The sequence below is a fragment of the Kitasatospora sp. NPDC004669 genome, assembly GCF_040609455.1.
In the GTDB taxonomy this organism is placed as follows: Bacteria; Actinomycetota; Actinomycetes; order Streptomycetales; family Streptomycetaceae; genus Kitasatospora.
Genome location: NZ_JBEXKB010000011.1, coordinates 36161 through 61583, shown reverse-complemented (window position 1 = coordinate 61583; position 25423 = coordinate 36161). Strand labels below are relative to the sequence as shown.

28 protein-coding genes and 1 pseudogene are annotated in these 25423 nt (G+C 72.2%); 15 read left to right on the top strand and 14 right to left on the bottom strand.

Features of this window, described 5'->3' with window-relative positions; genetic code table 11:
* Positions 1–158: 158 nt before the first annotated feature.
* Positions 159–3122 carry a BTAD domain-containing putative transcriptional regulator gene (locus ABZW30_RS11900; protein WP_355670929.1) on the bottom strand — a complete coding sequence of 988 codons (2964 nt, stop codon included), beginning with the start codon at positions 3120–3122 and terminating at the stop codon, positions 159–161.
* A 214-nt stretch (positions 3123–3336) separates the two neighbouring features.
* Between ABZW30_RS11900 and ABZW30_RS11895 the strand changes: the two genes are divergently transcribed.
* On the top strand, positions 3337–3621 hold the full coding sequence (locus ABZW30_RS11895; protein ID WP_355670928.1) for a hypothetical protein: 285 nt from the start codon (positions 3337–3339) through the stop codon (positions 3619–3621).
* Positions 3622–3995: 374 nt separating this feature from the next.
* Positions 3996–4142: a hypothetical protein gene (locus ABZW30_RS11890; RefSeq protein ID WP_355670927.1), complete on the top strand. Its 147-nt coding sequence runs from the start codon at positions 3996–3998 to the stop codon at positions 4140–4142.
* On the opposite strand, the gene ABZW30_RS11885 is transcribed toward ABZW30_RS11890, so the two are convergent.
* Positions 4131–4334 carry a hypothetical protein gene (locus ABZW30_RS11885; protein WP_355670926.1) on the bottom strand — a complete coding sequence of 68 codons (204 nt, stop codon included), beginning with the start codon at positions 4332–4334 and terminating at the stop codon, positions 4131–4133. The two genes, ABZW30_RS11890 and ABZW30_RS11885, sit on opposite strands and share 12 nt — an antisense overlap.
* A gap of 137 nt (positions 4335–4471) precedes the next feature.
* On the opposite strand from ABZW30_RS11885, the gene ABZW30_RS11880 reads away from it, so the two are divergent.
* Entirely contained in the window at positions 4472–5230 is a 759-nt protein-coding gene (locus ABZW30_RS11880) for a GntR family transcriptional regulator (RefSeq protein ID WP_355670925.1), read from the top strand.
* Between the two features lie 64 nt (positions 5231–5294).
* Here the strand turns inward: ABZW30_RS11880 and ABZW30_RS11875 are convergent, their stop codons facing one another.
* The 3 genes from ABZW30_RS11875 to ABZW30_RS11865 form a co-directional block, all read right to left on the bottom strand.
* Positions 5295–5555, bottom strand: coding sequence for a Txe/YoeB family addiction module toxin (locus ABZW30_RS11875; RefSeq protein WP_355670924.1), 261 nt, complete (start codon positions 5553–5555; stop codon positions 5295–5297).
* Positions 5552–5824, bottom strand: coding sequence for a type II toxin-antitoxin system prevent-host-death family antitoxin (locus ABZW30_RS11870; RefSeq protein WP_355671070.1), 273 nt, complete (start codon positions 5822–5824; stop codon positions 5552–5554). The genes ABZW30_RS11875 and ABZW30_RS11870 overlap by 4 nt, the downstream gene beginning before the upstream one ends.
* 141 nt (positions 5825–5965) lie before the next feature.
* Positions 5966–7633, bottom strand: a complete 1668-nt coding sequence (locus tag ABZW30_RS11865) for a fumarate hydratase (RefSeq protein WP_355670923.1) — start codon at positions 7631–7633, stop codon at positions 5966–5968.
* A 299-nt stretch (positions 7634–7932) separates the two neighbouring features.
* On the opposite strand from ABZW30_RS11865, the gene ABZW30_RS11860 reads away from it, so the two are divergent.
* Complete coding sequence (locus ABZW30_RS11860; protein ID WP_355671069.1) at positions 7933–8559, top strand: DUF1707 domain-containing protein; 627 nt, start codon at positions 7933–7935, stop codon at positions 8557–8559.
* Between the two features lie 370 nt (positions 8560–8929).
* Positions 8930–9265, top strand: coding sequence for a WhiB family transcriptional regulator (locus ABZW30_RS11855; protein ID WP_355671068.1), 336 nt, complete (start codon positions 8930–8932; stop codon positions 9263–9265).
* A 119-nt stretch (positions 9266–9384) separates the two neighbouring features.
* On the opposite strand, the gene glpX is transcribed toward ABZW30_RS11855, so the two are convergent.
* The gene (gene glpX / locus ABZW30_RS11850) at positions 9385–10425 is read right to left on the bottom strand and encodes a class II fructose-bisphosphatase (protein ID WP_355670922.1); all 1041 of its coding nucleotides are present in this window, start codon (positions 10423–10425) and stop codon (positions 9385–9387) included.
* A gap of 215 nt (positions 10426–10640) precedes the next feature.
* On the opposite strand from glpX, the gene ABZW30_RS11845 reads away from it, so the two are divergent.
* The gene (locus tag ABZW30_RS11845; RefSeq protein WP_355670921.1) at positions 10641–11177 is read left to right on the top strand and encodes a DUF4245 domain-containing protein; all 537 of its coding nucleotides are present in this window, start codon (positions 10641–10643) and stop codon (positions 11175–11177) included.
* 76 nt (positions 11178–11253) lie between these two features.
* On the opposite strand, the gene ABZW30_RS11840 is transcribed toward ABZW30_RS11845, so the two are convergent.
* Together ABZW30_RS11840 and ABZW30_RS11835 are read right to left on the bottom strand one after the other, a co-directional pair.
* Positions 11254–11856 (bottom strand): malonic semialdehyde reductase, encoded by a 603-nt coding sequence (locus tag ABZW30_RS11840; RefSeq protein ID WP_355670920.1) that lies wholly within the window; start codon positions 11854–11856, stop codon positions 11254–11256.
* A 109-nt stretch (positions 11857–11965) separates the two neighbouring features.
* The gene (locus tag ABZW30_RS11835; RefSeq protein WP_355670919.1) at positions 11966–12223 is read right to left on the bottom strand and encodes an exodeoxyribonuclease VII small subunit; all 258 of its coding nucleotides are present in this window, start codon (positions 12221–12223) and stop codon (positions 11966–11968) included.
* Between the two features lie 205 nt (positions 12224–12428).
* Between ABZW30_RS11835 and ABZW30_RS11830 the strand changes: the two genes are divergently transcribed.
* Positions 12429–12845 carry a GNAT family N-acetyltransferase gene (locus ABZW30_RS11830; RefSeq protein WP_355670918.1) on the top strand — a complete coding sequence of 139 codons (417 nt, stop codon included), beginning with the start codon at positions 12429–12431 and terminating at the stop codon, positions 12843–12845.
* On the opposite strand, the gene xseA is transcribed toward ABZW30_RS11830, so the two are convergent.
* Positions 12836–14086, bottom strand: coding sequence for an exodeoxyribonuclease VII large subunit (xseA, locus tag ABZW30_RS11825; protein ID WP_355670917.1), 1251 nt, complete (start codon positions 14084–14086; stop codon positions 12836–12838). The two genes, ABZW30_RS11830 and xseA, sit on opposite strands and share 10 nt — an antisense overlap.
* A gap of 38 nt (positions 14087–14124) precedes the next feature.
* Positions 14125–15486 (bottom strand): APC family permease, encoded by a 1362-nt coding sequence (locus ABZW30_RS11820; RefSeq protein WP_355670916.1) that lies wholly within the window; start codon positions 15484–15486, stop codon positions 14125–14127.
* A gap of 103 nt (positions 15487–15589) precedes the next feature.
* On the opposite strand from ABZW30_RS11820, the gene ABZW30_RS11815 reads away from it, so the two are divergent.
* Together ABZW30_RS11815 and ppgK are read left to right on the top strand one after the other, a co-directional pair.
* Positions 15590–16564, top strand: a complete 975-nt coding sequence (locus ABZW30_RS11815; protein WP_355670915.1) for a 4-hydroxy-3-methylbut-2-enyl diphosphate reductase — start codon at positions 15590–15592, stop codon at positions 16562–16564.
* A 145-nt stretch (positions 16565–16709) separates the two neighbouring features.
* The gene (gene ppgK / locus ABZW30_RS11810) at positions 16710–17453 is read left to right on the top strand and encodes a polyphosphate--glucose phosphotransferase (RefSeq protein WP_355671067.1); all 744 of its coding nucleotides are present in this window, start codon (positions 16710–16712) and stop codon (positions 17451–17453) included.
* Between the two features lie 36 nt (positions 17454–17489).
* On the opposite strand, the gene ABZW30_RS11805 is transcribed toward ppgK, so the two are convergent.
* On the bottom strand, positions 17490–18116 hold the full coding sequence (locus ABZW30_RS11805) for a DUF6542 domain-containing protein (protein WP_355670914.1): 627 nt from the start codon (positions 18114–18116) through the stop codon (positions 17490–17492).
* A 139-nt stretch (positions 18117–18255) separates the two neighbouring features.
* On the opposite strand from ABZW30_RS11805, the pseudogene ABZW30_RS11800 reads away from it, so the two are divergent.
* Together ABZW30_RS11800 and ychF are read left to right on the top strand one after the other, a co-directional pair.
* Positions 18256–18664: pseudogene (locus ABZW30_RS11800) on the top strand (VOC family protein).
* 84 nt (positions 18665–18748) lie between these two features.
* Positions 18749–19822, top strand: coding sequence for a redox-regulated ATPase YchF (gene ychF / locus ABZW30_RS11795; RefSeq protein ID WP_355670913.1), 1074 nt, complete (start codon positions 18749–18751; stop codon positions 19820–19822).
* 258 nt (positions 19823–20080) lie between these two features.
* On the opposite strand, the gene ABZW30_RS11790 is transcribed toward ychF, so the two are convergent.
* The 3 genes from ABZW30_RS11790 to ABZW30_RS11780 all read right to left on the bottom strand — a co-directional run bounded on the left by ABZW30_RS11790 (position 20081) and on the right by ABZW30_RS11780 (position 21969).
* On the bottom strand, positions 20081–20746 hold the full coding sequence (locus ABZW30_RS11790; protein WP_355670912.1) for an HAD-IA family hydrolase: 666 nt from the start codon (positions 20744–20746) through the stop codon (positions 20081–20083).
* A 75-nt stretch (positions 20747–20821) separates the two neighbouring features.
* Entirely contained in the window at positions 20822–21280 is a 459-nt protein-coding gene (locus ABZW30_RS11785) for a deaminase (RefSeq protein ID WP_355670911.1), read from the bottom strand.
* The gene (locus tag ABZW30_RS11780; protein WP_355670910.1) at positions 21277–21969 is read right to left on the bottom strand and encodes a RibD family protein; all 693 of its coding nucleotides are present in this window, start codon (positions 21967–21969) and stop codon (positions 21277–21279) included. The genes ABZW30_RS11785 and ABZW30_RS11780 overlap by 4 nt, the downstream gene beginning before the upstream one ends.
* Positions 21970–22146: 177 nt before the next feature.
* Here ABZW30_RS11780 and ABZW30_RS11775 point away from each other — a divergent pair, with 177 nt between their 5' ends.
* The 4 genes from ABZW30_RS11775 (at position 22147) to ABZW30_RS11760 (ending at position 25327) form a co-directional block, all read left to right on the top strand.
* Positions 22147–22965 carry a methyltransferase domain-containing protein gene (locus tag ABZW30_RS11775; protein ID WP_355670909.1) on the top strand — a complete coding sequence of 273 codons (819 nt, stop codon included), beginning with the start codon at positions 22147–22149 and terminating at the stop codon, positions 22963–22965.
* A 181-nt stretch (positions 22966–23146) separates the two neighbouring features.
* The gene (locus tag ABZW30_RS11770) at positions 23147–24571 is read left to right on the top strand and encodes a DUF4190 domain-containing protein (protein WP_355670908.1); all 1425 of its coding nucleotides are present in this window, start codon (positions 23147–23149) and stop codon (positions 24569–24571) included.
* Positions 24572–24712: 141 nt separating this feature from the next.
* The gene (locus ABZW30_RS11765) at positions 24713–24877 is read left to right on the top strand and encodes a hypothetical protein (protein ID WP_355670907.1); all 165 of its coding nucleotides are present in this window, start codon (positions 24713–24715) and stop codon (positions 24875–24877) included.
* Positions 24878–24886: 9 nt separating this feature from the next.
* The gene (locus ABZW30_RS11760; RefSeq protein ID WP_355670906.1) at positions 24887–25327 is read left to right on the top strand and encodes an NUDIX domain-containing protein; all 441 of its coding nucleotides are present in this window, start codon (positions 24887–24889) and stop codon (positions 25325–25327) included.
* Positions 25328–25423 lie beyond the last annotated feature (96 nt).

Here is a 25423-nt window from a genome sequence, read left to right as displayed (position 1 = left end):
TCCGCAGGCTGACAATCAGACGTTTATCGAACGTCAATCGGTTGGGTGCAGAGTTGAGTCCAGCGCCGGGGAAGCGTTGAGGGCGCTCCCGCAGCCGGGGGGCTGCGGGAGCGCCGACGCGCGGATCGGGGGAGGTGCTCCGCCGGGGGGCGGAGGCCTTACGGCGCGGGGGGAGAAGAGAAGGGCTCGGTGTGCTGTCGCGAGATGAGGTCCGCCACGGGGGAGGCCTCTGGCACACCGAGCCGCGTGAAGATCGCGTGCGCCTCCTGGAGACAGGCGAGCCCGCGGGCCGGCTGGGCCAGGGCGAGCAGCGCCTCGCCGAGGGCGGCGTTGGCCAGGCCCTGGCAGTAGGCGGATCCCATCTCCTGGCCGATCGCGAGTGACTCGCCGGCCGTCTCGGCGGCCTCGGCGTGCTGGTCGGCGGAGAGCAGGGCGGAGGCCAGGCGGGCCAGGGTGTAGCCCTCCCAGAGGGGGTTCTGCTGGGACTGGTAGAGCTGGTGCGCTTCCCGCAGGTGCGGGACGGCCTCGTCGCCGGAGAGCACCACGCCCAACTGGTAGAGGGTCTGGGCGAGCAGGGGGCCGTTCTTGGACGCCCGAGCGGCGGCGACACCCTCGCTGGCGGACTGGATCGCGGTCTCGGCCATGCCGAGTCGGTGCTGCACCCGGGCCATGTTGCTGACGATCCGCGCCTCGGCCTTCGGAGCGCTGACGGCCTGGCTGGTGGTTCGGGCCTGTTCCAGGAAGGACAGCGCCTCGGCTGGGCGGTTGCCGATGCTCAGGATCACGCCCAGCGTGTTGGCCGTGGCCAGAAGCAGGACCGACGGGTCGTCCGGCGTCTGGTGGTCGAGGCTCAGGCGCAGCGAGTGCTCGGCGTCCTGGAAGTCGCTGATGACGGACTGGAGGGTGCCGAGGGCGAAGTATGCCCGAGCGAGCAGCGCCGAGTCGCTGCGGCGTTCCGCGTCGCGGCCGATGGTCTTAAGGACCAGGCACCCCCGGGGCCCGCGGGTGGGGTCGGGGTCGATGCTGAACATTAGGTTCAGCAGATCGACCGCGGCGCGTTGCAGGCCGCCGGGACCGTCCGTAGCGACCTCGACGGCACTGAGTAGCAGGGCGCCCTCGGTGCGGAGCCAGTCCTGCGCGGAGCCGCTGGTCGGCAGGCTGATCCCCGGCGACGCGGGCGTGGTCAGCAACTCTGGCAGCGTGTCGTCAGGTTCGATGACTTGAGCCGCGTTGCGCACGGTCGGGATCAACAGGTCGAATAGCCGCTGGACGGCCCACTCCTGCTCCTCGGTGTCGCCGATCCGCTCGTTCTGCCGCTGGGCGTAGAGCCGGAGCAGGTCGTGGTAGCGGTAGCGACCGGGGGTGAAACACTCCAGCATGTTCGCCTCGACCAGTGCCTCGGCGAGGTCCTCGGCGGTGTACTCGTCCACGCCGAGCAGCGCCGCGGCGGCCGCCAGCGGGATGTCGGGGGAGTCGATCAGGGCGAGCAGCCGAAAGGCGCGGGCCTCGGCTGCGGACAGCTGTCCGTAGCCGAGCCCGATGGTGGTCTCCACGGCGAGGTTGCCGAGCTGGAGTTCGTCCAGTCGTCGGCGCTGGTCGGCTAACCGACTGGCGAGGTCGGAGACGCTCCAGCGCGGGCGGCTGGCCAGTCGGGCGGCGGCGATGCGGACGGCGAGCGGCAGGAAGCCGCAGGCGGTGACCACCTTCATGGCCGCCTCCGGCTCGGCTGCGACCCGCTGCTCGCCGACGATGGCCGAGAACAGCGCGAGCGCCTCGTCCGAGGTCAGCTCCTCGACGTCGAACAACTGGGCGCCCGGGATGCCGGCCAGCCGGGAACGGCTGGTGGCGAGCACGGCACAGCCGGAGACGCCGGGAATGAGCGGTCGGATCTGGTCGGCGTCTCGCGCGTTGTCGAGCAGGATCAGCATCCGCCGGCTGGCGAGCAGTGAGCGGTAGAGGGCCGCACGTTGTTCGAGGGAGTCGGGGCCCTCGGCGACGCCGAGCGCGTGCAGGAAGTCGCCCAGGACGACCACAGGGTCCGCCGGCGAGGCGCCGGCTCCGCGCAGGTCGACGTACAGCTGACCGTCCGGGAACTCGGCCCGGACGCGGTGGGCGACGTGGACCGCGAGGGTGGTCTTGCCGACTCCTCCGATGCCAGCCAGTGAAGTCACCACCACGGCCTGTCCGGTGGCGTTCATCAGGACCGTTGAGAGGTCGCTCACCAGCTCCGAGCGGCCGCTGAAGTCCGATACATCGGCCGGGAGTTGGGCCGGAGTAGAGGGCGTGGCCCGGCTGTCCTCGCGGGTGGCGGGGGCGAGTACCGCCGGGAGGATGAGCTTCGGGTCGGCGGCGAGGATGCGGGTGTGCATCGCGGACAGGCCCGCGCCCGGCTCGACACCGAGTTCCTCGATCAGCAGTTTTCGGGTGTCGGTGTAGACACCGAGCGCCTCGGCCTGGCGTCCGCAGCGGTAGAGCGCCAGCATCAGCAATTCGCGCAGCCGCTCGCGCAGCGGGTGCTCGGCGGTCAGGTTGTTGAGCTCGCCGACGATCTCGGCGTGGAGGCCGACATCGAGGGCGGAGGCGCACAGCTCCTCCGAGGCGGCCACCTGGCGTTCGGCCAGCCGCAGCCGCTGGGCGTCGGCGTATGGACCGGGGATGCCGGTAAGCGGGCGCCCGCTGAACAGGTCCAGCGCCTGCATCAGCAGCCGGTGTGCCTCGTGCTTGTCGCCCGACGCACGGGCGGCTGCGGCCTCGGTGGAGAGCCGCTCGAAGACGGCCAGATCGAGGGCCTCGCCGGGGATGCGCAGCGCGTAGCCGTCGGCGACCGAGACCAACAGCTCGGCGGGTCGACGAACCTCACGCCGGGGCTCGATGACGGAGCGCAGACGGGAGACATAGGTGCGGAGGGCGGCGACGGCCTGGGTCGGCGGGCGGTCGCCCCAGAGCGCGTCGACCAGGTCCTGGGTGGTGACCGGGCGGCCGGAGTGCAGCAGAAGGGTGGTCAGAACAGCCTGCTGCTGGGGTGAACCGAGGGAGAGGGGTTTGCCGTCGAGCCAGGCCTGGACCGGACCGAGGACTTGGAAGCGCAGCGCAGGGGTCTGCGGCGTCTCCCGAAACTCCATGAAGTCCCCCGATGGCCTGTGATGTCGATTCCGTGAAAGGGCGCTCGGCGGTCCGCCGTGGTGGTTCAGCTTAGGCGGGCGCCTGACTCTGCCGGACGGCGCCGCAAGTCGCACGATGTTTATCGGACATTTAATCAACCCTACGATACTGTCCGCGCGCCCGCGCCACAGAGGTCGGGCCGGACACAATTGATGACCGAAAGGCGGCCGCCCAATGGCCAACGACCAGAGCGACACCCCGGTGCCGTCGACGCCCGACAATGCGGCGCAGACCGAGGCCCCGGCCGCCGCTGTGGAGGCGGGCAAGGCTGTCGAGGGCGCGGTGACCGCGTCCCCGAACCAGGCCGAGTACACCGCGCCGAGCGCCGACCAGAAGAACGCGATCGAGAACGACCTCTTCGGTGACGAGGCCGACCGCGTGGTGGAGCCCACCACGCCGGCCACAGGCGAGCCGGGCAAGACGTACGAGCCTGAGAACGTCGTCGCCGGCCACCCGTAAACAGGTGGACTGCTGCCCCGTGCCCGGGCCTTGCGGGCGCGGGGCACTTTCATGTCCAGCCTGGAGTACATGATCTGATGGGGTGTAGTATCGAACTAATGTTCACCCGAGAGGGTGGGCTTGGTGAGTTGGAGGGGTGTTTATGAGCAAGCTTCGTCGGGTCGCTGTGGTGGCCGTGTCGACCGCCGTCGTGACTGCCGGCTACGTGGCGACTGCTGCAGGGGCCTTCGCGAGCGTCATCGGCGGCCACCCGTAAGTCGTGCCGGCCGAGTGCCCCCGCGCCCCTGTCCGGGCGCGGGGGCACTGTTGGTTATGTGCGCGCCAATTCGTGTGCGGGTCCATCGCGGTGGCCGATTCCCATCCGTGGTGCACGCATGGTGACCGGCGTCATCCGTAACGTGCCCGGCGGGCGAGGGGTGTTCCGGAATTCCGGATTCACCAAGGCGGATTACCAGGCCCTGAATGTTGTGGTCTGCGTGGTTTTTGCCGCAATTACCGGGGTGCTGATCTCAATCAGCTGAATCGCGGAGCTCCGGGGCGGGCGAGACGTGGTGCGGTTCGGCGGTCCATTCGCGGCCGCCGCCCTCGGGGCGCAGGTAGTGCTCGCCGCCGATGGTGCCCATGTAGATGCCGGTGCGTCCGGTCCTGTGGTCGAGGACGAGTTCGCCCACCTGTGGCCGGTAGGCCCGGGCGTCGTGCTGTCGGGTGCTCACCGTGCTGCTCCTCGCTCTCGTGCGCGACTGGCCAGCATCTCTAGAGAAGCTAATATCTCTAGAGATGTCAACGGTCGTATCTCCTTACTAGCGGCCGCGGGCGCGCCTAGGATTTGTCCGAGGGAGAGGGAGCGGCGATGAGCGGCAGCGGTGGCGACAAACAGCCCAAGTACCAGCGGATCGCGGACTCCCTGAAGGCTGCCATCGACGACGGCCGCTACCGTGCGGGCGACCGGCTCCCCGGGGAGAACGACCTCATGGACGAGTACGGCGTGGCCCGGATGACCGCCCGCCAGGCGCTCGGGGTGTTGCAGAGCGAGGGCATCGCGGAGGCCCGCCGGGGCGCGGGGGTGTTCGTCCGGGACTTCCGGCCGCTGCGCCGGCGCGGCATCCAGCGGCTGGCGCAGGGGCAGTGGGGCTCCGGCCGGTCGATATGGTCGGCGGACATCGACAACCGCAGCCTGGTGGTCGACCAGGTGTCCGTCACCGAGCAGGGCGCGCCCGAGCACGTGGCCCGGGTGCTGGGAGTGGACCCGGGTGCGCCGATGTGCGTACGGCACCGCCGGTTCGTCCTGGACGGCAAGCCGGTGCTGCTCTCCACCTCCTACCTGCCCGCCGTGCTGGTCGCCGGTACCGCCATAACCCGCGAGGACACCGGGCCCGGCGGTACCTACGCCCGGCTGGCCGAGATCGGTGCCAAGCCCGTCCACTTCCGCGAGGAGGTCCGCTCCCGCATGCCCGGCGCCGAGGAGGCCGCCCGTCTCGAACTCTCCGCCGGCACGCCGGTCATCCTGATCTGCCGCACCGCCTTCGCCGACGAGGGCCAGGTCGTCGAGCTCAACGAGATGATCCTGGACGCCGCCTCCTACGTCCTGGAGTACGACTTCGACGCGTGAAACGGGCAGCGAAACCGCCCCGGTCGCGTGCGCGCGACCGGGGCGGTTGAAGGACTTGCCGATGCTACTGGTAGTGGTAACGGGCCTTGAGGATCATCACTTCCTTCTCGTCGGCCCGGTACACCAGGCGGTGTTCGTCGTCTATCCGGCGCGACCAGTAGCCGGCCAGGTCGCCCTTCAGGGGTTCGGGCTTGCCGATCCCGCCGAACGGGTCGCGCTGAATCTCGCCGATCAGGCGGGTGATCCGCTGAGCCATCTTCCGGTTCGACCCGAGCCAGAAGAGGAAGTCCTCCCAAGCGTCCGGGTCGAAGTGGACACTCCTCACACCTCACCTGCTAGGGCTTCCAGTTCCTCCAGGGTCCTGGTGAGGCCGGGGTGGCCGGCCTTGTCGCGGGCGACAGCTGCCATGAGTCGCTGGGCGTTGGCGGGAGAGCGCAGGAGATAGATCGTCTCCTGCCACGAGTCGTAGTCCTCGGCGGACATGAGGACCGCGTCCCCGCTCTTTGAGGTGATTCTTATCGGGGCGTGGTCGTCGTTGACCTTCTTGATCAACGGGAAGAGTTGGGTGCGTGCCTCGCTCGCGCTGATCGCCATCGCCATGCCCTCCGTGCTCGTTCCTAGTTTCGGTACCACGATGGTACGAGTTTTCCGTACCGTCTGCCATGGCATTGCGGCTATGTGAAACCGCCCCGGTCGCGGCATGCGCGACCGGGGCGGTCAAGGGTCGGGTAGCGGCTACTCCTTGGAGCGGATCCGCAGGTTGGTGATCAGCGGGCCCTCGGTGGTCTCGCGGAAGAAGTCGTTGCCCTTGTCGTCGACGACGATGAAGGCCGGGAAGTCCTCGACCTCGATGCGCCAGACGGCCTCCATGCCGAGTTCGGCGTACTCCAGCACCTCGACCTTCTTGATGCAGTCCTGGGCGAGGCGGGCGGCCGGGCCGCCGATGGAGCCGAGGTAGAAGCCGCCGTGCGTGGCGCAGGCGTCGGTGACCTGCTTGCTGCGGTTGCCCTTGGCGAGCATGACCATCGAGCCGCCGGCGGCCTGGAACTGGTCGACGTAGGAGTCCATCCGGCCGGCCGTGGTCGGGCCGAAGGAGCCGGAGGCGTAGCCCTCGGGGGTCTTGGCCGGGCCGGCGTAGTAGACCGGGTGGTCCTGGAGGTACTTGGGCATGCCCTCGCCGGCGTCCAGGCGCTCCTTGATCTTGGCGTGGGCGATGTCGCGGGCGACCACCAGGGTGCCGGTGAGCGAGAGCCGGGTCTTCACCGGGTACTTGGAGAGCTCGGCGCGGATCGCGGACATCGGCTGGTTGAGGTCGACGCGCACCACGTCGTCGTCCAGGTGCTCGTCGGTGGTGTCCGGCAGGTACTTGGCCGGGTCGGTCTCCAGCTGCTCCAGGAACACGCCCTCGGCGGTGATCTTGCCGAGCGCCTGGCGGTCGGCGGAGCAGGAGACGGCCATCGCGACCGGCAGCGAGGCGCCGTGGCGCGGCAGTCGGACCACGCGCACGTCGTGGCAGAAGTACTTGCCGCCGAACTGGGCGCCGATGCCGATCTTCTGGGTCAGCTCGGTGACCTTGGCCTCCAGCTCCAGGTCCCGGAAGCCGTGGCCGGTCTTGGCGTTGCCCGAGGTCGGCAGGTTGTCCAGGTAGTGCGCCGAGGCGTACTTGGCGGTCTTGAGCGCGAACTCGGCGCTGGTGCCGCCGATCACGATGGCCAGGTGGTACGGCGGGCAGGCGGCGGTGCCGAGCGAGCGGATCTTCTGCTCCAGGAACGAGAGCATGCTCGCCTCGTTCAGGATGGCCTTGGTCTCCTGGTACAGGTACGACTTGTTGGCGGAGCCGCCGCCCTTGGCCATGAACAGGAACTTGTACGCGTCGCCGTCAGTGGCGTACAGCTCGATCTGGGCCGGCAGGTTGTTGCCGGTGTTCTTCTCGTCCCACATGGTCACCGGGGCCATCTGGGAGTAGCGCAGGTTGAGCTTGGTGTACGCGTCGTACACGCCGCGCGCGATCGCGGACTCGTCGCCGCCCTGGGTCAGCACGTTCTGGCCGCGCTTGCCCATGACGATGGCGGTGCCGGTGTCCTGACACATCGGCAGGATGCCGCCGGCCGAGATGTTGACGTTCTTCAGCAGGTCGAGCGCCACGAAGCGGTCGTTCGGGCTGGCCTCCGGGTCGTCCAGGATGCGGCGCAGCTGGGCGAGGTGGGCGGGGCGCAGGTAGTGCGAGATGTCGTGCATCGCCTCGGCCGTCAGCAGCCGCAGCGCCTCGGGCTCGACCTGGAGGAAGGTGCGACCGCCGGCCTCGACGGTGGAGACACCCTCGGAGGTCAGCTTGCGGTACGGGGTCGGGTCAGCGCCCAGGGGGAGCAGGTCGCTGTACTCGAAGTCTGGCGTGGGAGCCATGGGGGCGGTCCTTAGGTGTCCAGTGATCCGGCTGCGTCGGCGAAGCACCATCCAGGGTAGGACCCGCTGATCGCGCGCATGCGGACAGGTCAGCCTTGCGTGACGGGGCTCACTCGGGCAGCAGTGCGAGCGACTAGGCTTGGGCCGTGGACAACTCGCCGTCGCAGGACGATCCGGGGCAGCCGCCGGTGCCGGCTCCCGTACCGATGACCAAGCCCGAACTCGAGCCCCGGCTCAAGCCCGAGACCAAACCCGAGACCAAGCCGCAGCCCTCGCACGCCCCGGTCGCGGAGGCGGAGATGCGGGTGTCGGACGCCGACCGCGAGCGGGTCGCGGAGCTGCTGCGGGACGCCTACGCCGAGGGCCGGCTGGACGCGGACGAGCACGCCGAGCGGATCGGGGCCGCGTACGCCGCCAAGACCTTCGGCGACCTGGTGCCGCTGACCCGGGACCTGCCCGCCCACCGCCCGCCGCCCTTCGAGAAGCCGCCGCTGGACGCCTCGGCGCCGGCCCCCGCGTCGCCCTCGCTGCCGCCCGCGCGCCAGGAGGCGCCGTCGGTGGTGGCGATCTTCGGCGGCGCCGCCCGCAAGGGTCGCTGGCGGGTCGGCTCGCACCTGACCGCGTTCACCATGTTCGGCGGGGTGGAGATCGACCTGACCGACGCGGTGTTCGAGTCCCCCGAGGTGGAGATCACCGTCACGGCGATCTTCGGCGGGGTCGAGGTCCGGGTGCCGGAGAACGTCAGCCTGCAGGGCTCCGGGGTCGGCATCTTCGGCGGGTTCGACGTCCGCGAGCAGACCGCGGCGGACCCGTACGCTCCGGTCGTGCGGGTCAAGGGCGTTGCCCTGTTCGGGGGTTGCAACGCCAAGCCGCGCCGGGGCAAGAAGCTCAGGGAGTGGGCGCGCAAGCAACTCGGCACCGAATAGCCGGGGTTGACCGTCCGAGTGCCCGACCGGGGAGCAACTCCCGGTCGGGCACTCGGCGTTGCGATCGGTGCACTCCGTAGTCGATTGCGTGCAGTGTGCATGAATCCCGCCCGCGCGGGTAGGTCATTCCGCACATCGCTTCTTGTACGGCTGCGCACCGGAGGCGGCCCATGCGGCCGGTCCGGAGGGTTGGACCAGCGGGGGCTCGCAGCCGGGCATGGGAGCGAGGTTCCCCGTGTCCGAGAGCCTCGTCAGGAGTACGGCCGTGCTGCATCCGATCGAGTCCCGCCCCACCTCGCCAGTCGCCGCCGCCCAGTTGCTGGAGCGCCGTCCGGCCGTCCGCCCGCAGCCGCAGCCCCCGAGCGGCACCGTGGGCACCGCGGTGGGCGTCGCTGCGGGTGAGGACAATCCCTGGCACACCGGTGCGGCCTGTCGGCGGGACGAGGCGGGGCTGTTCTTCGCGCCCTCCAAGGAGCCGACGGCGGCCCGGCTGTCGCGCGAGGAGCAGGCCAAGCAGGTGTGCGCCCGGTGCCCGGTGCTGCTGGAGTGTCGGGAGCACGCGCTGGTGCAGCCGGAGCCGTACGGGGTCTGGGGCGGACTGACGGCCGCCGAGCGGCGGGTGGTGCTGGCCCGGCGCCGTCGGCGGGACGCGGAGCTGCGTGAGGCGGCCCGGGTCACCACCGCCCGGAGCCGGATAGCCGGGTGACGGCGGGCCGAGGGCGGGACCGGGGGTAACTCCCCCCAGGGTGGTCGGAAACGGGGCGCGGCCTCGGCGGAGGGGGATTCCGCCGAGGCCGCGCGTGGCCTGAAGCCGCTGCGCGTGGGTCAGTTGGCGCGGTCGAAGTCGATCGCGCTGTAGGCCCGCAGCTTGGACAGCTTGTGGACGGAGTTGATCTCGCGGATCGTGCCGCTCTTGGAGCGCATCACCAGCGAGCTGGTGGTGGCGGTCTCCGAGCGGTAGTGCACGCCGCGCAGCAGCTCGCCGTCGGTGATGCCGGTGGCGACGAAGAACACGTTCTCGCCGCTGACCAGGTCGTCGGTGGTGAGCACCCGGTCCAGGTCGTGCCCGGCGTCCAGGGCCTTCTGCCGCTCGGCGTCGTCCTTGGGCCACAGTCGGCCCTGGATCACGCCGCCCATGCACTTCATCGCGCAGGCCGCGATGATGCCCTCCGGGGTGCCGCCGACGCCCATCAGCAGGTCGACGCCGGTGCCTTCGCGGGCGGCCATGATGGCGCCCGCCACGTCGCCGTCGGAGATGAACTTGATCCGGGCGCCCGCCTCGCGGATCTCCCGGACCAGGCCGTCATGGCGCGGGCGGTCGAGCACGACCACGGTGACGTCCTCGACGGCGCTGCCCTTGGCCTTGGCGACCCGGCGGATGTTGACCGCCGCCGGGGCGGTGATGTCGACGAACTCGGCGGCCTCGGGGCCGGCCACCAGCTTGTCCATGTAGAACACGGCGCTGGGGTCGAACATGGTGCCGCGGTCGGCGACGGCCAGCACGGCCACCGCGTTGTTCATGCCCTTGGCGGTCAGCGTGGTGCCGTCCACCGGGTCGACCGCGACGTCGCACTCGGCGCCGGTGCCGTCGCCGACCCGCTCGCCGTTGTAGAGCATCGGGGCTTCGTCCTTCTCGCCTTCGCCGATGACGACCACGCCGTTCATCGAGACGGTCGAGACGAGGGTGCGCATCGCCTTCACGGCGGCACCGTCCGCGCCGTTCTTGTCGCCGCGGCCGACCCATCGACCGGCGGCCATGGCGGCTGCCTCGGTGACCCGGACGAGTTCGAGCGCGAGGTTCCGGTCCGGAGCTTCGGGCGCGACCTCCAGGGCACTGGGGAGGTGGTGCGGGTACTGCGTGGTCATCGTCGTTACCTCTCTGTACGCGACGGCCAGTGAGCGCCCGACTACTGCCTGGTCGAACGCCGTGGTGAGGGTTATGCGATCGTATCTGCCCACGAGATGACTGTCTGTGGCGCAGGTCGCCGCCCTGCGGCGAAAAGCACCGGTTCGTCCGGCTTCACCCGTACGTGGACACCCCGGGTGGCCCCGCCGGCATATGGATGAGTCACCATGTGGGGGTGGCTGCAGAGAGCAAGGGCATGAGGGGTCGGCAGACCGTACGGGACATGGTCCTGTCGATGCTGGCGGTCGGTTTCGTCGTCTGGATCGGGTACCTGTTCCTCCCGCACGACGCCAACGGTGACCCGGTGCACGTGGTCGAGTACAAGGTGGCGGCGGCCACGGCCAAGCGCGCCGCGCCCTATCCGCTGCTCGCTCCGGAGGGGCTGTCCGACAAGTGGCGGGCCACCTCGGTCAGCTACACCCCGGTCGATCTGGACCCCGGCAAGGGCAACGCCTGGCACCTGGGCTTCGTGACGCCCTCCGGCCAGTACGCGGCGGTCGAGCAGGCCGACGTGCCGCGCGAGAAGCTGCTGGCCGACAAGGTCGCCGGCGGCCAGCCGGACGGCACCTCGGACGCCGCCGGGCGCACCTGGGACCGGGTCCAGGGCGAGAAGGACCGCGCGCTGGCCGTGCAGACCGGCTCGGCGACCACCGTGATCACCGGCACCGCCTCCTACGAGGAACTGGCCGAGCTGGCCCGGGCGCTGAAGTAGCGCGGGGCCCCGCGCACGCGGAAGGGCCCGCACCGGACGAACCGGTGCAGGCCCTTCGCCGTTCTGCCGTCGTGGGTCAGACGGTGGTGACGACCTGGTCGTACTCCAGGCGCGGGGAGCGCGGGAACCAGGCGTCGTCGCCCGGCTTGCCGATGTTGACCACGGCCAGCACCGAGTGGTCGCCGTCGCCGAAGAACTCCTTGTTGATGCCCTCGGCGTCGTAGCCGGTCATCGGGCCGGCGGCCAGGCCGGCAGCGCGCACGCCGATGATGAAGTAGGCGGCCTGCAGGGCGCCGTTCAGCGCGGCGGACTGCTCGCGGACGGCGCGCTCCGAGAAGAACACGTCCTTGGCCTGCGGGAAGTGCGGGAACTGGATCGGCAGCTCCTCGTGGAACTCGTTGTCCGCGGCCAGGACGGCGACCAGCGGTGCGGTCGAGGTCTTGGCCTTGTTGCCGTCCGCCATGTGCTGGACGAGGCGCTCGCGGCCCTCGGCGGAGCGGACCAGGACGACGCGCAGCGGCTGCTGGTTGAAGGCGGTCGGACCGTACTTGACCAGGTCGTAGATGGCCTGGACCTGCTCCTCGGTGACCGGCTCGTCGGTGAAGGTGTTCGCGGTGCGGGCCTCGCGGAACAGCAGGTCCTGAGCGGCGGCGTCGAGTACCAGGGCGTCGGTGGTCATGCTTCTGCACCTCATGCGGGAGGGGGTTCGTCGGTGTGACCGGCGTGGCCGATCACTTCCTCCAACATAGGTGAAGTTTCAACGATTCCCCCATTGAATGTGACCCGTGTCACTCCTCGCCGGGGGCTCCGCCCTCCTCGGCGGCCAGCGCGGCGTCCAGCCGGGCCCGGGCGCCGTCCAGCCAGCGCTGGCAGACCTTCGCCAGCTGCTCGCCGCGCTCCCACAGCGCCAGCGACTCCTCCAGGGAGGTGCCGCCGTTCTCCAGCCGCCGGACCACGTCCAGCAGCGCGTCCCGGGCGTGCTCGTAGCCCAGCGCCTCGTCCGGGGTCGGCGCCGCCGCGTCCTGCTGCTCCTGCTGCTCTGCCATGCGTGCCAGCGTAGGGGCTGGCGCCGACAGGGACGCCCTTCAGGCCTGTCGTGGCCGAAACCCGGGTGCACCCGGGCGGCCCGCGGCGCTAGCCTCCGCCGCATGACCGAGGTACGACCCGCCGTCCCGGCAGACGCGCCCATGGGGGCACCTCCCGGCCGAAGGCTGGGGGATCGTCCGGCTGCGCAACCTGATGTTCGAAGCGATGCCCGGCATGGCCGCCCTGGCCGGGCCGGGGCCCTGGCAGACCACCGCGGAGCGGGTGCTGCGCAAGCGCCTCGCCGTCCCGGCCGCGGAGCTGACCATGCCCTCCTTCGTGATCGACGACCCGGACCGGCCCGGCCGGCTCGCCGCCTGCGCCGTCGGCACCCTGGAGCGGCGGTTGCCCGCGCCCGGAAACCCGGAGGGCCTGTTCGGCTTCGTCTTCAACATCTGCACCGACCCCGACCACCGGCTGCGCGGCTACGCCCGGGCCTGCACCGAGGCGCTGCTGGACTGGTTCGACGGCCGCCGGGCCGGTCGGATCGACCTGCACGCCAGCAGCGGCGGCGAGGTGCTCTACCGCAGCCTCGGCTTCGGCGAGCACTCCACCGCGCTGTCCCGGCAGCGCTCCTACTCCTGAGCCGCCTGAGCCGTCTGAGCAGCCTGGGCCTCGGCCCCGGCCACCGTGACGCCGAAGCCGCCGCCGGCCACCCGGGCGTGCAGTCCCTCGCCGGCCGCGACCTGCGCCGGGTCCGTCACCACCGTGCCGTCCGCCCGCTGCAGCACCGCGTAGCCGCGCTCCAGGGTGGCCGCCGGGGACAGCGCGACCACCCGGGCCAGGGTGTGCCCGAGGTCGCTCTGCGCGTGGTCCAGCCGGGCCCGCAGGGTGCGCCGGGTCCGCTCCAGCAGGCCGTCCACCTCCTGGCCGCGCCCCTCCAGCATCCGGTGCGGTGCGGCCAGTGAGGGGCGGCTGCGCAGCCCGTCCAGGCCGTGCTGCTCGCGCTCGACCCGGGCCAGTACGTGCCGGCGGGCCCGGTCGCGCAGCTGGTGGACCTTGGTCAGCTCCTCGCCGACGTCCGGGACCACCCGTTTGGCGGCATCGGTCGGGGTGGAGGCGCGCAGGTCGGCGACGAAGTCCAGCAGCGGCTGGTCCGGCTCGTGCCCGATCGCGCTGACCACCGGCGTACGGGTGGCCGCGACCAGCCGCACCAGCCCCTCGTCCGAGAACGGCAGCAGGTCCTCCACGCTGCCGCCGCCCCGGGCCACGATGATCACGTCCACCTCGGGGTGCTCGTCCAGCTCCCGCACGGCCGCGCTGACCCGCTCCACCGCGCTGACCCCCTGCACCGGGACGTTGCGCACCTCGAAGCGCACGGCCGGCCAGCGCCGCCGGGCGTTCTCCAGCACGTCCCGCTCGGCCGCCGAGCCGCGCCCGGTGACCAGGCCGACGCACTGCGGCAGGAACGGCAGCCGCTGCTTGCGCTCGGCCGCGAACAGGCCCTCCCCGGCCAGCCGCCGCTTCAGCTGCTCCAGCCGGGCCAGCAGCTCGCCCAGGCCCACCGGCCGGATCTCCGAGGCCCGCATCGACAGCTGCCCGCGCGCCGCGTACCACTCCGGCTTGGCGTGCACGACGACCCGCGCGCCCTCCTGCACCACGTCCGCGACCTGGTCGAACACCGAGCGGAAGCAGGTCACCGTGAGCGAGACGTCGGCCTGTGGGTCACGCAGGGTCAGGAACACCACGCCCGCCCCGGGGCGGCGGCTGAGCTGGGTGATCTGGCCCTCGACCCACACCGCGCCGAGCCGGTCGATCCAGCCGCCGATCAGCGCGGAGACCTTGCCGACCGGGAGCGGGGCTTCGGGGGAGCTGGTGTTGGCCATGCGTACGAGGCTAGCGGCGCCCGCCGACACCTCGGGCGCTATCGGCGCCCGTCGACGCCCGAAGCGGTACCGCCCTGCACGCCGAACACCATCAGGCCGACCGCCAGCCAGGCCAGCCCGACGATCTGCGCGGTCGTCGAGGCCTCGTGGACCACCGCCCCGATCACCGCGATCCCCAGCACCGGGACGACCAGGTGCCGCAGTCGGTCCCGCGAGCCGTGCCGGACGGTGTACCAGCCGATCACCGAGGCGTGCAGCAGCACGAAGGCGGTCAGCGCGCCCACGTTCACCACCGAGGTCAGCTGTTCCAGCCCGTCGTCCCGGTCGGCCGCCCAGACCGCCGCCGCCATGGTGACCGCCGCGGCCGCCAGCAGCGCCCGGCGCGGCACCGCGCTGCCCGGGTCGACCGAGCCGAGCACCCGCGGCAGCCGCCCGTCCCGGCCCATCGCGAAGACCAGCCGTCCGGCGGCCGCCTGCCCGGCCAGTGCCGCGAAGGCCGCGCCGATCGCCTTGCCGGCCGCCACCAGCACGTGCAGCCAGTGCCCGACGCCGCTCTCCACGGTGTCGTAGAAGGCCGAGCCCTGGGCGGCCGGGTCGGCGGCCAACTGCTGCGGGGTCATCGGCTCCAGCAGCGCCGCCAGGTAGGTCTGGGCGACGAACAGCACCCCGGCCAGCGCCAGGCACCACAGCAACGCCTTGGCCACTGCCGCCGAGGCGCCGACCGCCTCCTCGACGAAGGTGGCGATCGCGTCGAAGCCCAGGTAGGAGAGCACCGCGACGGACACCGCGGAGATCACCGCGGTGAGCGAGAAGTCCCCGACGGCGGTGAACGGGGTGTCCCAGCCGCGCCGGGCGCCGTCCTGGGCCAGCGTCACCACGGCCGCGGTCACGAACACCGCCAGCACCGCGATCTCCAGCGTCAGCACCGCGAAGCCGACCGCGGCCGCCGTGCGCACCCCGATCAGGTTGAGCACGGTGGTCACCACCACCGCGAGCGCCGTCCACAGCCAGCGCGGGACGTCCGGCACCAGGGAGTGCAGCGCGATCCCGGAGAACAGGTAGGCCACCGCCGGGATCAGCAGATAGTCCAGCATCGCCATCCACCCGGCGATGAACCCCGGCCCCTCGCCCAGTCCGGCCCGTGCGTAGGCGTACACCGAGCCGGTCTGCGGGACCGCGCGCACCATCTGGGCGTACGAGAAGGCGGTGAGGCCCATCGCCACGGTCGCGGCCAGGTAGACCGAGGCGAGGGCGCCGTGGCTCTTGGCGTCCAGCACGCCGAACACGCCGACGGGGGCCATCGGGGCGATGAACAGCAGTCCGTAGACCATCAGATCGCGGACGCCCAGACTGCGGCGCAGGCCGCTCGGCGCCTGCTCGCTCACAGCGCTCATAGACATCACATTTGAGCACTTCCGATCGGATCCGGCTGGAAAGTGTCCGCCGTCGGCGCGGCTGCCTGCCGGGGACGGTGCGGCTCGCGGGCGCCCGTACGATGGAGCCATGTCCAACACCGCGCAGCGCCGTGTCCTGCTCGCCGCTCCCCGGGGCTACTGCGCGGGTGTCGACCGCGCCGTGATCGCCGTGGAGAAGGCCCTGGAGCAGTACGGGGCGCCCATCTACGTCCGCAAGCAGATCGTCCACAACAAGTACGTGGTGCAGACCCTGGAGAAGAAGGGCGCGATCTTCGTCGACGAGACGGAGGAGGTGCCCGAGGGCTCGATCGTCGTGTTCTCCGCGCACGGTGTCGCCCCGTCCGTCCACGACGAGGCGCGGGCCGGCAAGCTGGCCACCGTCGACGCCACCTGCCCCCTGGTCACCAAGGTGCACAAGGAGGCCGTGCGCTTCGCCGACGAGGGCTTCGACATCCTGCTGGTGGGCCACGAGGGCCACGAGGAGGTCATCGGCACCATGGGCGAGGCCCCGGACCGGATCCACCTGGTGGACGGTGCCGAGGACGTCGCCAACGTGCAGGTCCGGGACGAGTCCAAGGTCGTCTGGCTGTCCCAGACCACCCTGTCGGTGGACGAGACCATGGCCACCGTCGGCGAGCTGAAGAAGCGCTTCCCGGCGCTGGTCAGCCCGCCCAGCGACGACATCTGCTACGCGACCCAGAACCGCCAGGTCGCGGTCAAGCAGCTGGCCCCGGAGACCGACCTGCTGATCGTGGTCGGTTCCAAGAACTCCTCCAACTCGGTCCGCCTGGTCGAGGTCGGCCTGGAGTACGGCGCCAAGGCCGCCCATCTGGTGGACTTCGCCGAGGAGATCCAGGAGTCCTGGCTGGAGGGTGTCACCACGGTCGGCCTGACCAGCGGCGCCTCGGTGCCGGAGATCCTGGTCGACGGCGTGCTGGAGTTCCTGGCCGCGCGCGGTTACGACACGGTCGAGACGGTCAAGACCGCCGAGGAGCACCTGACCTTCTCGCTGCCCAAGGAGCTGCGCCGCGACCTGCGCGCCGAGGCGGCGGGCAAGCTCTGATCCGTCCCGGAGAACCCGGCACCCCCGGTGGGGTGCCGGGTTCTCCGCTGTTCTCCGCGGTGCGCGGCCGTACGCCCTCTCGTAGCTTTGTGCACAGGCTGTGGACACGAAGGTGCGCGGCCGAACTGCGGAGGGCGGAGTGATGGTGGCGGTATTCGGCGTGGACATCGGCGGTTCGGGCATCAAGGGCGCCCCGGTCGACCTCGCCCGGGGAACGCTCACCCAGGAACGCCACAAGGTGCTCACCCCGCAGCCGTCCGAGCCCGAGGCCGTGGTCGCCGCCGTGTGCGAGGTGGTCCGGCACTTCGACCACCAGGGGCCGGTCGGGCTGACCTTCCCCGGTGTGGTGGTCGGCGGCCGCACCAGAACCGCGGCCAATATGGACAAGGGCTGGATCGGCCTGGACGCCGAGGGCCTGTTCCGCGAGGCGCTGGACCTGCCCGCGACCGTCCTCAACGACGCCGACGCGGCCGGCCTGGCGGAGATCACCCACGGCGCCGGGCGGGGCGAGTCCGGCGTGGTCCTGGTGCTCACCTTCGGCACCGGTATCGGCAGCGCGCTCTTCGTGGACGGCGCGCTGGTGCCCAACACCGAGCTGGGCCACCTGGAGCTGCGCGGCAAGGACGCCGAGCGCCGCGCCTCCTCGGCCGCCAAGGAGCGGCACGGGCTGGACTGGGAGCAGTGGGCCGGGCGGGTCGACGAGTACCTGGACCTGGTGGAGATGCTGTTCTCGCCGCAGCTGATCGTGATCGGCGGCGGGGTGAGCCGCAAGAACGAGAAGTTCCTGCCGCTGCTGAAGGACCGCGAGGCGCGGGTGGTGCCGGCGGAACTGCGCAACGACGCGGGCATCGTCGGGGCGGCGATGGCGGCGGCCCGGGCGGCGGGCTGAGGGCCTGCCTGCGCCGGGCGTCCTGAACGGTGGAGCTCAGCGGGAGCGGTGGATCCGGCGCTGGGCGACGAAGCGGGCGAGCACGATCAGTGCGGCCAGGCCGGTGCCGGAGAACAGCCAGCCGGCCCGCAGCGCCAGCCCGGTCGCCAGCGCCACCACCTGGGCGGTGACGCCCGAGGAGCCGACCGGCGCGAGCAGCAGCAGCGCCAGGGCGAAGGCGATCGGCCCGCTGATCGGTGCGGCCAGCAGGTCGGCGTAGCGGACCCGGACGGCCAGCTGGAAGCAGACCACCAGGTAGCCGAGGCCGAACAGCCAGCCGAGGTCGTCGAAGACCAGCCGGTCCAGGCCCGCCGCCGCGAGCGTCGCCAGCACGGCGACCACGCCGGTGCCGATGGCGGTCAGCCGGGCCGGCCGACCGGTCCGGCGCCGCCCGTACACCCGTAGCCGCCGCCCGGGCGACTGGCGCGCCGCGGCGGGCCGACTGGCCGCCGGGCGCGGCCGGGAAGGGGGAATCGCGGGGTCGGCGGGGGCTCCGGTGTGCTCGGGAGCCCGGCCGGGACCGGGGACGGCGGCCCCGGCCGCGCCGTTCGGCGGACGGCGTCTGGGCCCTGGCGGCTGGGTACGGATGCTCTGCTCCACCCGTCCAACGTACGGTCCGATCATCGCCACACTGTGTAATGGACCGTTCAGGCCTTGTCCCGTGTCCTTGGGTGGGGTAGTCCTGTGATCGTCACTCAGGGCATCTGACCTGCTCGGACGAGTCGACACGCCAAGATCATCGGATCGCCGTACGGGGGACGACATGACTGCGGACTTCACTTTCGAACGCCTCGACCACTTCCAGCTCGACATCCCGGCCGACGCCGAGGACGAGTGCCGCGCCTTCTGGTCCGGCGTGCTCGGCATGGCGGAGCTGGAGAAGCCGCCGGTGCTGGCGGCCCGCGGCGGCTGCTGCCAGTCCTGATTCGGCGGGGCGCGGCGGCGGGGTCGAGGTGCACCTCGGCGTCACCCCGGACTTCCGCCCGTCCGTCAAGGGGCACCCGGGCATCCTGGTGAGCTCGTTGGACGCCCTGGCCGAGCGGCTCACCGCGCACGGCCACGAGGTGCGCTGGGACGACAACCTGCCCGGCCACCGCCGCTTCTACGCGGCCGACAAGCTGGGCAACCGGCTGGAGTTCCTGGAGCCGCGGCCCGCGGCGACCGAGGCGTAGGGCGGCGGAGGCGCTGCCCGTAGACTTGGGGGTCGGCCCGTACGGTGCCGACCCAACTCCTCCAAGCCCACGGGACTGCGCTTCATGTCGCTCACGATCGGAATCGTCGGCCTGCCGAACGTCGGCAAGTCGACCCTGTTCAACGCCCTGACCAAGAACGACGTGCTGGCGGCCAACTACCCGTTCGCCACCATCGAGCCGAACGTCGGCGTCGTCGGCGTCCCGGACGAGCGGCTGACCAAGCTCGCCGAGATCTTCAGCTCCCAGCGCATCCTCCCGGCCACCGTCGACTTCGTCGACATCGCGGGCATCGTGCGCGGCGCCAGCGAGGGCGAGGGCCTGGGCAACAAGTTCCTCGCCAACATCCGTGAGTCGGACGCGATCTGCCAGGTCGTGCGCGCCTTCACCGACCCGGACGTGGTGCACGTGGACGGCAAGGTGTCGCCCAAGGACGACATCGAGACCATCCACACCGAGCTGATCCTCGCCGACCTCCAGACCATCGAGAAGGTCCTGCCGCGCCTGCAGAAGGAGGCGCGCCTCAAGAAGGACACCGCCCCCGTGCTGGCCGCCGCCGAGGCCGCGCAGGCGATCCTGGAGACCGGCAAGACCCTCTTCGAGGCCGGCTTCGACACCGCCCCGATCCGCGACCTGCACCTGCTGACCTCGAAGCCCTTCCTCTACGTCTTCAACGTGGACGAGGCCGAGCTGGCCGACGAGGACTTCAAGAACGCCCAGCGCGAGCTGGTCGCCCCGGCCGAGGCGATCTTCCTCAACGCCAAGATCGAGTCCGAGCTGATCGAGCTGGACGACGCCGAGGCCCTCGAACTCCTCCAGTCCATGGGCCAGGAGGAGCCCGGTCTCGCCACCCTGGCCCGCGTCGGCTTCGACACCCTCGGCCTGCAGACCTACCTCACGGCCGGCCCCAAGGAAGCCCGCGCCTGGACCATCAAGAAGGGCGCCACCGCCCCCGAGGCCGCCGGAGTCATCCACACCGACTTCCAGAAGGGCTTCATCAAGGCCGAGGTGATCGCCTTCGCCGACCTGGTCGAGACCGGCTCCACCGCCGAGGCCCGCGCCAAGGGCAAGGCCCGCATCGAGGGCAAGGAGTACGTCATGCAGGACGGCGACGTCGTGGAGTTCCGCTTCAACGTCTGACAGGTCTGACGCGTCCGACCCGGCGACGGCCGACACCCCCGGAGGGGCCGACTCCCGCGAGTGGAGTTCGGCCCCTCCGGCCCGTTCGGGGGCTGTGCGTCCCCGGGGTGGGGGCGGCCGACCGGGGGTCGTGGGAGAGAGGCCGCCGGATCGGCCTAGCCCCAATGCCACTGACTTAACAGCGATCGCGAGCCGCTGACCTGTGGCGATGCTTCGGGCAGAGGGCCGTGGCAGAACGCAAAGTCACCGGCATTGGGCCTAGCCCTGGACGGTGACCGTCAGCACCCCGTCCGCGTCCGCCGTGACGGTGACCGCCTCAAGGGTGGCCGCCAGCGCGTCCGGGTGGTGGGCGGCGGCGCGGGGGCCGATGCCGACGACGCGCATGCCGGCCGCGCGGGCGGCGGCGATGCCGGCGCCGGAGTCCTCGAAGGCGAGGCAGTCGGCGGGGGCGTGGCCGAGGGCGGCGGCACCCTTGAGGAAGCCCTCGGGGTCGGGCTTGCTGGCGCCGACCGACTCGGCGGTGACCAGGACGGGCGGCAGTCGCAGGTCGGCGGCCGCCATCCGGACCCGGGCGAGCGGTTCGTCGGCGGAGGTGACCAGGGCGTGCGGCAGGCCGGTCAGGGCGGCGAGGAAGGCGGGGGCGCCGGGGATCGGGACGACGCCCTCGACGTCGGCGCGCTCCTCGGCGAGCATCCGCTCGTTCTCGGCGAGGTTGACCTCGACCGGGCGCTCCGGCAGCAGCACGGCCATGGTGGCGTGGCCCTGGCGGCCGTGGACGACGTGCATCACCTCGACGGGGTCGAGGCCGTGCCGCTCGGCCCAGCGGCCCCAGCAGCGCTCGACCACGGCGTCGGAGTTGACCAGGGTGCCGTCCATGTCGAGGAGGAGGGCGCGGGCGGTCAGCCGGATGGGGGCGGCGGGCATGGGGCGGCTCCTCGTGGAGAATGGCGGCGGAAGAGCCGGGAAAGCGAGCTCTTTGTTTCTAGATGATACAAAAGATCAGCGGAGCAGATGGGCGTTGACCGCCCGGGCCTCCTCGGCCAGCTCCGGCAGCTCCACCACCTCGACCCCGGCCGCCTCCAGCAGGGCCGTGCCCTGGCAGTCGGCGACGAACAGGTCCGGCTCGCGCCAGGCGACCACCACCCGAGGCACACCCGCCGCGATCAGCAGCCGGGCGCACGGCACCGGCCGCGAGGCGCGCTGCCCGCAGGGCTCCAGGCTGCTGTAGACGGTCGCCCCGCGCAGCCGGGCGTCGCCCGCCGGGAGCTTGCCGAGGGCCGCCTCCTCGGCATGGTCGTGCGCGTTCCCCTCCCGGCTGAAGCCCTCCGCCAGCACCTCGCCGTCGGCGCCGACGATCACCGCGCCGACCGAGAAGGCCGTCTCGGAGGGCGGGCAGCGGCGGGAGAGCTCGACGGCCCGGCGCAGGTGGTCGAGGTCGGTGGTCGTGGGCTGGTTCACGGCGCGGGCTCCTTCGGGGCGTACCTCAACAGGACGACGTCGCCCACGGTACGTGCCTCCAGCAGCCGCATCCGCCGGGCCGGGCCGCCCGGGAAGGCGGCCGTGCCGACGAACCGCGGCGCCCCGGCCTGGCCGACCAGCAGCGGGGCGACGGCCAACTGGAGTTCGTCCGCCAGGCCCTGGGTGAGGAACTGGGTGTGCACGCCGCTGCCGCCCTCGACCATCAGCCGGCGCACCCCGCGCGCGCCGAGGTCGTCCAGCACCGTGCCGAGGTCCACCGCGCCGCCGAGTGCGACCACGTCGGCCAGCCCGTCGAGCCGGGGCCGCAGCACCGCCGCGCCGGCGTCCGTGGTGTAGGCGAGCTTGGCGCCGCCGGTGTGCCAGAACCGCAGGTCCGCGTCGAGGGCGCCGCTCGCGCTGAGCGTCACCTTCAGCGGGTACTCCGGCCGTCCGGCGGCCACCCGGGCGGCCCGGCGCCCGGGGTCGTTGACCAGCAGGCGGGGGTTGTCGGCGCGCAGGGTGTTGCCGCCGACCAGGATCGCGTCGGCGGCCGCGCGCTCCCCGTCCACCCGGTCGAAGTCGGCGGCGTTGGAGAGCAGCAGGCGCTCGGGGGAGGCGTCGTCGAGGTGGCCGTCGAGCGACACGGCGGCGCTCAGCAGGACGAAGGGGCGCTGGCCGGGGCCGGGCATGGGCGGGACCGTTCTGTCGGGGGCGCCTCCACGGTACGGCTGCGGGGTGTGGCGCAGACCTGCGGTAGTCGAAATGCGAGACGCTTCTTCTCGTCATGCGGGATGCGGCGTAGCGTCGGAGCCGTCGCGCGAACGGAAGACCTGCCGGAAGACCGACCACGCCCAGGGGGGACCCTCATGTCCGGACCGCAGCCCGCCACCGTCTACACCCACGGCCACCAGGAGGCCGTGCTGCGCTCGCACCGCTCCCGGACCGCCGCCGACTCGGCCGCCTACCTGCTGTCCGAACTGCGGCCCGGGCAGGCCCTGTTGGACGTCGGCTGCGGGCCCGGCACGATCACCGCCGACCTGGCCGAGCTGGTCGGCCCCACCGGGCGGGTGGTGGCCGTGGACACCTCCGCCGAGGTGCTGGAGCAGGCCGCCGGGTACGTCGCCGAGCGCGGCCTGGCCAATGTGGTGTTCGAGCTCGCGGACGTGCACCGACTGCCGTACCGGGACGGCGAGTTCGACGTCGTGCACGCCCACCAGGTGCTGCAGCACCTGGGAGATCCGGTGTCCGCGCTGCGCGAGATGCGCCGGGTGACGGCGCCCGGCGGGGTGGTCGCGGCCCGGGACGCCGACTACGCCTCGATGACCTGGTTCCCGGAGGCACCCGCGCTGGACCGCTGGCTGGAGCTGTACCGCCGCACCGCCCGCGCCAACGGCGGCGAGCCGGACGCCGGGCGGCGGCTGCTGTCCTGGGCCCGCGCGGCCGGTTTCACCGAGGTGACCGCGAGCACCAGCACCTGGACGTACGCGACGCCCGAGCGGCGCGGCTGGTGGGGCGGGTTGTGGGCGGACCGGGTGACCGGCACGGCCCTCGGCCGGACTGCGGTGGAGCGGGGCTTCGCGGACCGGGTCGAGCTGGAGCGGATCGCGGACGGCTGGCGGGAGTGGAGCGCCGCCGAGGACGGCTGGTTCTCGATGATCCACGGGGAGGTCCTGGCCCGCGGCTGAGCACGGAGGGCCGGGCGGGCGGGCCCGGGCGGGAACGGGCAGGAGCGGCCGGGCGGGCGTTCGGAAAGATCGGGTAAAGTCGCGCGACCGTTCGCATCTGGCCCGTCCGGGGCCGAGCCGGACGGCGCCGAACGCCGCATCACCGAGCCGACGCCCGCCCCGGCGGGTTGGGGGAGCCCACGTGTCCAAGCCTGAGTCCGAGCTGCCCGCCGCCCCGGCGGCGGACCCCCGGGTGGACTTCCGCAAGGACTCCGGCCGTACCGACGCCAAGGCCCCCGAGCGGCCGACCGAGGCCGGGCCCGTAGCGGCCGAGCCCGCCGCGGTGGAGCCCGGTGCCGAGCCGACGGCGACCCCGGCCCCGACCCCGGAGCCCGTCGACCCCTGGGCCCCGCCGTCCGACCAGCCCCCGCAGACCGCCCCGCCGTCCTCGAAGGCCCCGCCCCAGCCGCCGCCCCCGCCGCTGCCGGCCGGCGGCTGGGCCACGGCGGCGTCCTCCGCGCAGTCCGGCCTCCAGCCGGGCCCGCCGTACCCGTACCCGTACCCGTACGGCTCCCCGTCCCCGTACGACCCACAGCCGGAGCGGCGCACCAACGGCTTCGCGGTCGGCTCGCTGGCGACCGGCCTGAGCCTGCTCTCGCCGGTGGCCCTGGTGTTCGGGATCATCGCGCTGACCCAGATCAACCGCCGCAAGGAGCGCGGCCGCGGCATGGCGGTGACCGGTCTGGTGCTCGGGGCGGTCGGCACGGTGCTGCTGGCGCTCCTGGTGGGCGCGGGGGACTTCGGCTCCGCACGGGACGACCGGTACGCCCAGAAGCCCCCGGCCGGCTCGGTCCGCTGGTCCGCCCTGAAGACCGGGGACTGCTACGACTCCCCGGCCGGGAGCGCCGCGACCGACGGCAACGGCGACGAGACGGTGTACTGGGTGCGCCCGGTGCCCTGCTCGGACCCGCACCACGGCGAGGTGGCCGGCACCGCCAAGGTCCCCGAGAACAAGGGCCCCTACCCCGGCGAGACGGTGATGCGGGAGCGGGCTGCCGTGCTGTGCCGCACCGTGCTCGACGACTACGCGCTGGACCAGTGGGCCGTCCCGGACGGCATGGACGACGTCTACCTCTACCCGACCTCGGGCAACTGGGCGGCCGGCGAACGCTACGTCACCTGCGCCTACGAGGACCGCGACGACCAGCACCAGGGGACGGTCCGCACCGACCGGGGCAGCCTGACCTCCGCCCAACTGGCCTACCTGGAGGCGGACCGGGGCTTCAACGACACCTACACGGACGCGCCGAAGAAGGACCTTTCCGTCTCGGAGGCCGAGTACCAGTCCTGGGCCCGCCGGATGGCCGCCGCCTCCCGGGCCGAGGCCGCCGCGCTGCGCAAGCCGGCCACGCACTGGCCGTCGGACGTCCAGCCGAAGGTCGAGAAGCTGGCCGAGGCCCGGACCCAGGCGGCCACCGCCTGGGACGCCGTCGCCTCCGGCGCCGACCTGGCGGGCGACCTGCGCCGGGCCCAAGCACTGGTGGCCAAGACCGCGCCGGTCAGTGTGGAGATCCGCCGTGCCCTCGGCCTGTCCACCGGCGAGCAGGCGCCCGACCTCCGGGTCTGACCGCCCGGGCACCGGGTTACCCATCGTTAACCCGGCCCGTACCTCCCGGTAGCGCACCGCCCGTACGCTCGCTGACATGTCCCCGGCCCGACCCCCACGCCGGCCGGGGACAGCCGCCCGCGACGCCGGTACGCTCGCGCCATGGGCACCTTTCGGGTGATGCGGCAGGACGACAACGGCAACCGCTTCCTGGTCGCCAAGGGCCTGGACCGGGCCGAGGCACAGCGGTTGGCGGCCGAGTTCGAGGCGCGTGGCCACAAGCAGATGTACTGGGTCGAGTCGGAGGACACGGACGCCGCCCCGTAGGGTCGGGGCATGGACCAGACCGGCGGGACCCCCAGCGAGCCGCGGATCGTCGTCGGCGGTGCGCTGATCCACCGGGGCCGGGTGCTCGCCGCCCGGCGCAGCGCGCCCGCGGCGGTGGCCGGGCGGTGGGAGTTCCCCGGCGGCAAGGCCGAAGCCGGGGAGACCGAGGCACAGGCGCTGGAGCGGGAGCTGCTGGAGGAGCTGGGCGTACGGGCGCGGGCGCTGCGGCGGCTGCCCGGCGCGTGGAGCGTCCGGCCGGGCCTGGAGCTGCGGTTCTGGGCGGCCGAGTTGCTGGACGGCGAGCCGCGGCCGTTGGAGGACCACGACGAGCTGCGCTGGCTCGGCCCGGCGGAGCTGGGCTCGGTGGACTGGATCGAGCACGACCGCGAGGTGCTGCCGCACGTCGCCGAGCTGCTGGTGGCCACGGGCGACGCGCAAGCCGCCAGATAGGTCAATCGGACAAGACGACCCGGCGGCCGGGATAGCCTGGGTGCTGCTGGGTATGTCGCTTTTCGGCACTATTCGTCACCATCGGTGAGCCGCCCC